The following is an 8,185-nucleotide window of genomic DNA, read 5'->3' on the forward strand; positions in this document are numbered from 1 at the left end:
ATAGAGTCCGGTTTTCTCGACAACGACGCCGTGTTCGGCCAAGTAGCGTGTCACGATCGAAGCGGGGATACCCGATTCGGCAAACTCGCCATTGACGCTTAGCCCCGGTGTGACGACGGTCGCCTTGATCGGGTCGAGCATATTGAAACCGGCGGCAAGGTTTCCGAAGCCGTGCCAGTTGTCGTCGGGATGCAAGATCCAGTCCTCTTGCGTGCCGATGCCATCGTCGACAATCTCGTCCGGCCCCCAAACTTGGAACCACCAATCATCGCCCCACTCGGCGTCGACCTTCCGCATCGCACGGCGGAAATTCAGCGCTTCGGCAATCGATTCTTCGACCAACGCAGTCCCGCCAGGCGGTTCCATCATCGCAGCAGCGACGTCGCATGACGCGATGATCGCGTACTGAGGCGATGTTGACGAATGCATCAAATAGGCTTCGTTGAAGATGTGTCGGTCGAGCTTCTGTGTCTCCGATTCCTTGACCAAAATTTGAGACGCTTGCGAGATACCCGCTAACAACTTGTGAGTCGAGTGGGTGGCAAAGACCATCGCTTCCTTGCATCGGGGGCGATCGCGTCCCAACGCATGCATGTTGTGATAGAAATCATGAAACGCGGCATGTGGCAGCCAGGCTTCGTCAAAGTGCAATGTGTCGATTTGGCCATCCAGCAACTCTTTTAGCATTTCGACGTTGTAGACCACGCCGTCGTATGTGCTTTGCGTAATCGTCAATATGCGGGGCTTGCGATCGGGGTGCTTGGCTTGAGCTTCACGAGCAAACGGGTTTGCGTTGATCTTCTTTTGGATGTTTTCCGGTCGGAATTCATCCAACGCAATCGGACCGATCAATCCGAGGTTGTTGCGAGTGGGGGTTAAGAAGACGGGCACTGCGCCGGTCATGATGATCGCGTGCAAAATCGATTTGTGGCAATTACGGTCGACGACCACGATGTCACCCGAGGCGACGGTTGAGTGCCAAACCATCTTGTTGGACGTCGACGTGCCGTTGGTGACAAAGAAACAATGGTCCGCGTTGAAAATTCGGGCCGCATTGTGTTCCGACGCGGCAACCGGACCGGTATGGTCGAGCAGTTGTCCCAATTCTTCGACGGCGTTACAAACGTCCGCACGAAGCATGTTCTCGCCAAAAAATTGGTGGAACATTTGGCCCACAGGACTCTTTAGAAAGGCGACGCCGCCGGAGTGACCGGGGCAATGCCACGAATACGATCCATCGTTGGCGTAATGGACCAAGGCGCGAAAAAACGGAGGCGCTAGTCCATCGGTATAGGATCGAGCCTCGCGAAGAATGTGCCGAGCGACAAACTCGGGAGTGTCCTCGAACATATGAATGAAACCATGCAGCTCTCGCAGAATGTCATTCGGAATGTGGCTGGACGTTCGTGTCTCGCCGTACAGGAAGATCGGGATATCGTTGTTCTTAAAACGGATCTCTTGAATGAAGGCGCGAAGATTGGCGATCGCTGACTCTTCGGTGTCCGGTGTTAGAAACTCTTCGTCATCGATCGACAGGATAAATGCCGAAGCACGCGATTGTTGTTGGGCGAATTGCGACAGGTCGCCATAGCTGGTCGCTCCGATTACTTCGGCACCCTCACCCTCCATCGCCTCGGCAAGCGCGCGAATACCGAGTCCAGAGGTGTTTTCAGAGCGAAAGTCTTCGTCAATGATCAGAACGGGGAAGCGAAATTTCATTAGAGCTCTCAAGAGAAGAAAGAAGTCGCACAAATTCTACAAACCGATCGTCCAGGTGTCGCGTCGGCTTGCGGAAAATCGAAGCGATTGTCGAGAAGGGGAGGGGCGGGTTGCTAGCTGAAGGATCATGTTGATCGCTCTCGCAACAATCGGAGCATTGCGTTGCCACGCGTCGAAGCAGGCGTCGCTCTGGCCGAAGGCGGGTTGATTGTGCGGGTAAGTTTCGCTCTTATTTTGTACTGAGATACTGCGTCGATTTCATTCCGCTGATCGATTTTCGATTCCTCGTGTTTATTTCGAATCCTCGTGTTTAACAGAAACCTCCATGACATCGTCTGAAAACAACATTTGGATTGGCTTCGATCTTGGCGGTACAAAAATGTTGGCGATTGCCTACGACGAAAAATGGAATCCCCTTGGGCGTCGGCGGCGAAAAACACGTGGTCGCGAAGGATCCGATAACGGAATCGAACGGATCGCCTCGACGATCGAACGCTTGCTCAGCGAAAACGAGCTGACAAAGGAGCAAATTGCTGGGATTGGGATCGGATGTCCTGGCCCGATCGACCTTGCCAAAGGCCGCATCTTGACCACGCCCAATCTGGGGTGGGACGATGTCGATGTCGCAGGGTTTCTAACAAAACGATTTGGTTGTGGCGTCACCGTCATGAACGATGTCGATGCGGGGGTGTATGGCGAGTACCAATTTGGTGCCGCCAAAAAATCGCGTTGTGTTGTCGGGATCTTTCCTGGGACCGGCGTCGGTGGCGGATGCGTTTATGAAGACAAGATTCTGCAAGGCGCCAACTTCTCGTGTATGGAAATCGGGCACACTCGGATTTCTTCGGATACACGCGCCTCGGGCTCGGCGACCCCCGGCACACTCGAAGCCGAGGCGAGTCGGTTGACGATCGCAGCGGAAGCCGCAAAAGCGGCGTTTCGCGGCGATGCTCCGAACCTACTTAAAAGCGCGGGTACGGATCTGAGTGAGATTCGCAGTGGGGCATTGGCTGATGCGATCGCCAAGGGGGATGACATCGTTCGTAAACTTGTCGAAGAGGCGGCATGTAGTATTGGAATCGCAGTTGCCAATGTCGTTCATATCTTGTCGCCTGACAAAATTGTACTGGGCGGCGGATTGGTCGAAGCGATGGAAGATCTGATTGTCAAAGCGGTCAAGAAATCGGCTCGCGAACACGTGATGCCCGTTTATAAAGATACCTTTGACGTGGTCGCCGCAACACTTGGTGATGATGCCGGTGCGATGGGCGCGGCCGCTTGGGCAAAACGGCAACAGTCGTCACCCAAGGTTTGATCGATCCGCGACATCGTTGTTCTTGGATTTGAAATCCGCTTCATGCTTTGGATGACGTGAATTTCAGCAGCAGCCAATCGCCCAGTCGCGGCGAGATGTGTCCCACCGCGATCAGCAACCGCAAGTACCGTGGTAACACCATGTCGGGCCGGCGATAACGGACACATTGCAGCACCGCCGTGGCAACCGTCTCGGGATTCAAGCCTTTGATTTTGGTTCCGCCTCCGGGTTTGGCTGCCGCCGCGGGAACGTCGCTGTCTTGCTCCACGCGTGATTGGTAGCGTGACCCAGCATCCTCGCGTCGTATCGGGCCGGGGTTGACCAATCCCACGTGGATCCCACGTGGTTTTAGTTCAAGTCGCATTTGCTGGGTCAGGCCCGCCAGTGCATGTTTCGCAGTAACGTAGCCGCCCAAGTAACGAGCGCCGACTTTGGAGGCGAGCGAACCGATGTTGATGATCACCCCTTCGCGAATTTCGAGTTGGGGGATTGCGGCGACGGAGCAGAGCAGGGCGGTGTGAACATTTTGCTGGATCAGTTCGTCAAGCCGCTCGAGAGTCAGGTTTTCAGCGAGTCCTCGATCGCTTGTTCCGACGCAATTGACCAGCACATCAAGTCGGCTGAACTGCGAAGTCGCCGTCTGTACCGCATGCTCTGCACCCTGTTGTGTCGTCACATCGCAGCAAGCAGTGGCAGCGTAGGGGGCATGTCCAAGCGACGCTTTCGCAGCATCAAGGCGAGATGTGTCGCGTCCTGCGATCACAACACGGTACCCCGCATCAAGAAAGGTTCTCGCAATCACGAGGCCTAAGCCACTCGAGCCTCCCGTCACCAATGCCACGGGCGATGTGTTCGTGATGTTCACGTTGATTGAGTATCCATGATTGCGCGTCAGAGTGAAGAAAGGAGGCGATGCCGCCAACGACACCACGGCAAATCACGCCATGGCATCATCACCCGTTTGGATCTCGAGAGTGACATCGCCATCAAGCCGAACCGGATCGCCGCCGATGGGATCGATTTGAATTTCGATTTTGTTATGCAGAGCCCATTGGTCCGTCAGTTCGATTTCCAGCGGTGGAGTGCCGGCCGACTGCGGTTGACCGTTAATCCGTAGCGACGCGAGCTTGCCTTGCCAGCTGGTAATTCGCAGCCGAACGCGATCGTCCGATTCGATTCCGGTGGGACGATTGAAATTGCGAGTGTAGGTGGTCGCTGCTGGCGACTCGGCTCTGGCCACGTCTTCGTCACGCTCGGGAACGTTCACCCGCGTCGCGTCTGTACCGTCCTGATGACGCTGTTTCGTCCAAGGATAGCGAAGTCGAATCGTATGCATGTCGATGAAATGTTCCTTGGTTTGAAACCGCATCATGGCGGTTATCTTAACTGCCAATGACGGCAAAGGTAACGCCAAATGTAATCAAGGCAATCAATAGCCCCAGGAAGATCCAAACGATGATCGATGTCTTGTATTTGATATGGGGCGTTTGTGCGACGACTTGTTCGTAGTCGGGTGAAAACACCATTTTCCCTTTTTCACTTAACAGTAGGTAAAGGATAAATGCCGAGATGATTGTGCCAAGCGGAATCGCGAGTAGTCCGATCACGCTGAACACGATTGCCACGATACGAGCCCAAGGACGCAGTCTTCGCAGCCCTACGGCTGTAAAACCTTGTAGCAGTCCGAGTGAAAAGTAGGCAAACCCCACCGCTCCAGCCGCGATCCTGGGGGCGAGTGCTTCCTCGCTGGGGATCAGCAGGGCGAGCATGAGAAAGAAGCCAGCCGGGACCATGAAGAGCGCCCCCAGCATGTAAAGAATCCCGATGGATTTCACAGAGGCTTCGTGGCTGAGATAGTAACGACGCACCGATTCGACGTCGTCGCCAATCACACTTTGCACTGGCCCAATGTGCGATGTGGGGACGTATGGATTAGCAACGGGTGGGGGGGCAGATTGGCTCGAGTCGATGGGTTGATTGGGGGCCGAAGGGCGAGCAAACGGATTGACATCGTCTTGGTTCGACATGGTTGGGGTCGCAATAAGGAGGTTTTGGGGTGAGATACAAACCCTGTTGGCGACCATGGCTTGGGGGTGGTCTGCCAGGAAAACAGTCGTGGATTCAGCAATCGCCAAGTTTTACCACAAGTCAGCTTCTCCTGCGGGGGGAGGGGGGGCGTGGCGACTTATTAACGATGCGGTCCCGTGCCGCTCCGCGAGCGACCCTTTCCTTGACAAACACGAAAAAAGCCCTGATTGGCGGTAACCAACCAGGGCTTTTATGGAAGCGATTACGTGGGGGAAATCACTAGTTATTGTTGGCGATCTCTGCTGCTCGGCTGAACAGGGCATCAATCGCTGCTTGGCTAAAGCCTTGCGAGTTCAGCGGATTCGAGGTGCTAACAAAGCCAAGCTCTTCAATTCCACCAAAGAACTGCAGTGCCGAGCCATCGCGGCTGATGACAAAGTCGTTCTTGTCCAGCAGAGCTGTCTTGATATCGGTTCCGTCGACAATCGTCAGGATCGCCGCGTCTTTGGCATCGTTGAGCAGCAATTCGCTGTAGTCGACGTTATCAAAGCCTTCGGCCGCCATAAAGAAGATCTGGTGGCCCGAGGAATCCAGTGCAACCGATCCGCCTCGTCGTCCGTTGTTCGACGCACTGGCTGCATCGGAGTTGCCACGCAAGTAGCTCGACGCCAGGATGTCCAGGTTGGACATGGATGCCGACAATCCAAGGACGGGAAGGTTGCCCGGAGCAACCGAGCTGCCGCTGGCACCTACGGTCACTGGGATTTCATTGCTTCCCGACAAGAAGGTATTCGCCGCCGAGACGCCGAAGCGAAGGCGATACGATCCTTGGGAAACGCCGGTGAAGCGGTAGCTTCCGTTCATGTCGGTGAAGGCCGTTGCGACGAGTTCACCCGATGCTGTGCGAAGTTCCACTCGAACTCCGGCCAAGCCTGACTCGTCGGCGTCCTTGACGCCATCGCGGAATGGAGCGACCAAACCTGGCGAGTTGATGACTTCTTGAAGATTTTCAACTTTGTCGATGAAAATCGATCCCGCAACAGTGGATCCTGTTCCAGGGTCGGTTGGGTCGTTATCGATGATCGTGACCGCAGACGCACTTGCACCGAGGACGGCACCGCCAGTCGCACCGGTCAATGTGACGTTGAATGTCTCATTCGGCTCGTCGACGGTGTCGTCAATGATCGAAACGGTAATCGTTTTCGTAGCACTGTCGCCATCGGCGAACGTGACGGTCTCCGTTTTGCCGGTGTAATCGGCTCCGGCGATCGCGGTGCCGTTGGACGTGGCGAACACTGCCGAAACCACACCGTCCGATCCACCGGTTCGGGTGACCGTAAAGGTCGCAACCGGTCCGCTCTCGTTAACCGAGATCGTTGCAGGAGAGAGCGAGATGGTTCCTGGATTTACGACGACCACATCGTCGTTCGTGATTGTGACTGTCGATGTGGTGGTTCCCAGCGATGCACCACCGGTCGCTGCACTGATGCTGGCGGTGAACGTTTCGTCGAGTTCGACTGCGGTATCGCCATTGATGTCAACGGTGACGGTCTTGGAAGCTCCATCGCCATCGGCAAACGTAACGGTTTGTGTTTTGGCAACGTAGTCCGATCCGGCTGTCGCTGTACCGTTGGCGGTCGCGAACTGAACCGAGACGGCGCCAGCGGTACCACCCGTTCGAGCGATCGTAAACGTCGCTTGCTTGGTGCCGCTGTTTCCTTCGACAATCGAAATTGTGGCGGGGGAGATCGAAATCGTGCCCGGGCTGGTTGCCACGTCGTCGTTGGTGATGGTCACCGTCGAAGTGGTCGTGCCTAGGGATGCACCACCGGTCGCACCACTGAGGGTGGCGGTGAACGTTTCGTCGAGTTCGACTGCGGTATCGCCATTGATGTCAACGGTGACGGTCTTCGCTGCTCCATCACCATCAGCAAAAGTGACGGTTTGTGTTTTGGCAACGTAGTCCGATCCGGCCGTCGCTGTACCATTGGCAGTAGCGAACTGAACCGAAACAACACCCGTGGTACCGCCGGTGCGTGAGATCGTAAACGTCGCTTGCTTGGTGCCACTGTTTCCTTCGGCAATAGAAATCGTCGCAGGCGAGATCGAAATGGTTCCCGCATTGGTCGCCACGTCATCGTTAGTGATGGTCACTGTGGATGTCGACGCGCCCAATGATGCACCACCGGTCGCACCACTGAGGGTGGCTGTGAACGTTTCGTCGAGTTCAACTGCGGTATCGCCATTGATGTCAACGGTGACAGTCTTTGCTGCTCCATCGCCGTCTGCGAAGTTTACCGTTTGTGTTTTGGCAACGTAGTCCTCTCCGGCTGTCGCTGTACCATTGGCCGTAGCAAACTGAACGGACACTGCACCACTTGTACCGCCGGTGCGAGTGATCGTAAACGTTGCTTGCTTGGTGCCACTATTTCCTTCTGCGATAGAAATCGTCGCAGGGGAAATCGAAATGGTCCCCGGGGTCGCAGCCACGTCATCGTTCGTGATCGTTACTGTCGACGTGGATGTACCTAACGTTGCACCACCGGTAACACCACTGAGGGTGGCGGTGAACGTTTCATTGGGTTCGACCACGATATCCCCGTTGATGTCAACGGTAATTGTCTTAGAGACTCCATCCCCTGCGGCGAAGGTGACGGTTTGTGTCTTGGCAACGTAGTCCTCTCCGGCTGTCGCAGAACCGTCGGCCGTTGCGAACTGAACGGACACAGCACCATCGGTGCCCCCGGTTCGAGTGACGGTGAAGGTGGCGGTTGTGGTTCCGGTATCGCCTTCATCCAGCGTGATGGTGGCTGGCGAGATTGCGATCGTACCAGGTTGGGTCGAGCCGCCATCGACGGTCGCGTTGATGACGAATCGGGCGTCGGCGTCAAAGCGGACTTGATCCAAAGGTACTGGACGGGAATTGTCGTTGCCTTGTGCGTCAGGCTCTTCCAAAAATCCATAGATCAAGAACGATTCGCCGTTGCTGTCTTCGCCCGGTGTCACCTCAAAGGTCAACCCTTGGACCGGAGCGTTGATGAAGACAGGGATGCTGAGAGCGTCAAAGACGTTGTCCAGCGTGTCTTCATCGCCACCGTTTGCTTCGGGGACACCACCAGCGAT

The 8,185-nt window shown here is 55.6% G+C and carries 6 protein-coding genes; 1 reads left to right on the forward strand and 5 read right to left on the reverse strand.

The features are described from left to right. The coding region (locus ABX962_RS23585; protein WP_372722878.1) for an Orn/Lys/Arg decarboxylase N-terminal domain-containing protein at window positions 1-1,719 on the reverse strand (1,719 nt) is incomplete at its 3' end. A gap of 325 nt (window positions 1,720-2,044) precedes the next feature. Between ABX962_RS23585 and ABX962_RS23590 the strand changes: the two genes are divergently transcribed. Continuing rightward, complete coding sequence (locus ABX962_RS23590) at window positions 2,045-3,034, forward strand: ROK family protein (RefSeq protein ID WP_372722880.1); 990 nt, start codon at window positions 2,045-2,047, stop codon at window positions 3,032-3,034. A 40-nt stretch (window positions 3,035-3,074) separates the two neighbouring features. Here ABX962_RS23590 and ABX962_RS23595 read toward each other — a convergent pair whose 3' ends face one another. The 4 genes from ABX962_RS23595 to ABX962_RS23610 all read right to left on the reverse strand — a co-directional run. Further along, window positions 3,075-3,899, reverse strand: a complete 825-nt coding sequence (locus ABX962_RS23595) for an SDR family NAD(P)-dependent oxidoreductase (RefSeq protein ID WP_372722882.1) — start codon at window positions 3,897-3,899, stop codon at window positions 3,075-3,077. 72 nt (window positions 3,900-3,971) lie between these two features. Continuing rightward, window positions 3,972-4,406: a hypothetical protein gene (locus ABX962_RS23600; RefSeq protein WP_372722884.1), complete on the reverse strand. Its 435-nt coding sequence runs from the start codon at window positions 4,404-4,406 to the stop codon at window positions 3,972-3,974. A gap of 10 nt (window positions 4,407-4,416) precedes the next feature. Next, window positions 4,417-5,061, reverse strand: coding sequence for a hypothetical protein (locus tag ABX962_RS23605; protein ID WP_372722885.1), 645 nt, complete (start codon window positions 5,059-5,061; stop codon window positions 4,417-4,419). Between the two features lie 280 nt (window positions 5,062-5,341). Continuing rightward, window positions 5,342-8,185 (reverse strand): Calx-beta domain-containing protein (locus ABX962_RS23610; protein WP_372722887.1); only part of this gene is annotated, 2,844 nt, incomplete at its 5' end.

It is taken from the genome of Novipirellula sp., from assembly GCF_041583735.1.
Classification (GTDB): Bacteria; Planctomycetota; Planctomycetia; order Pirellulales; family Pirellulaceae; genus Novipirellula.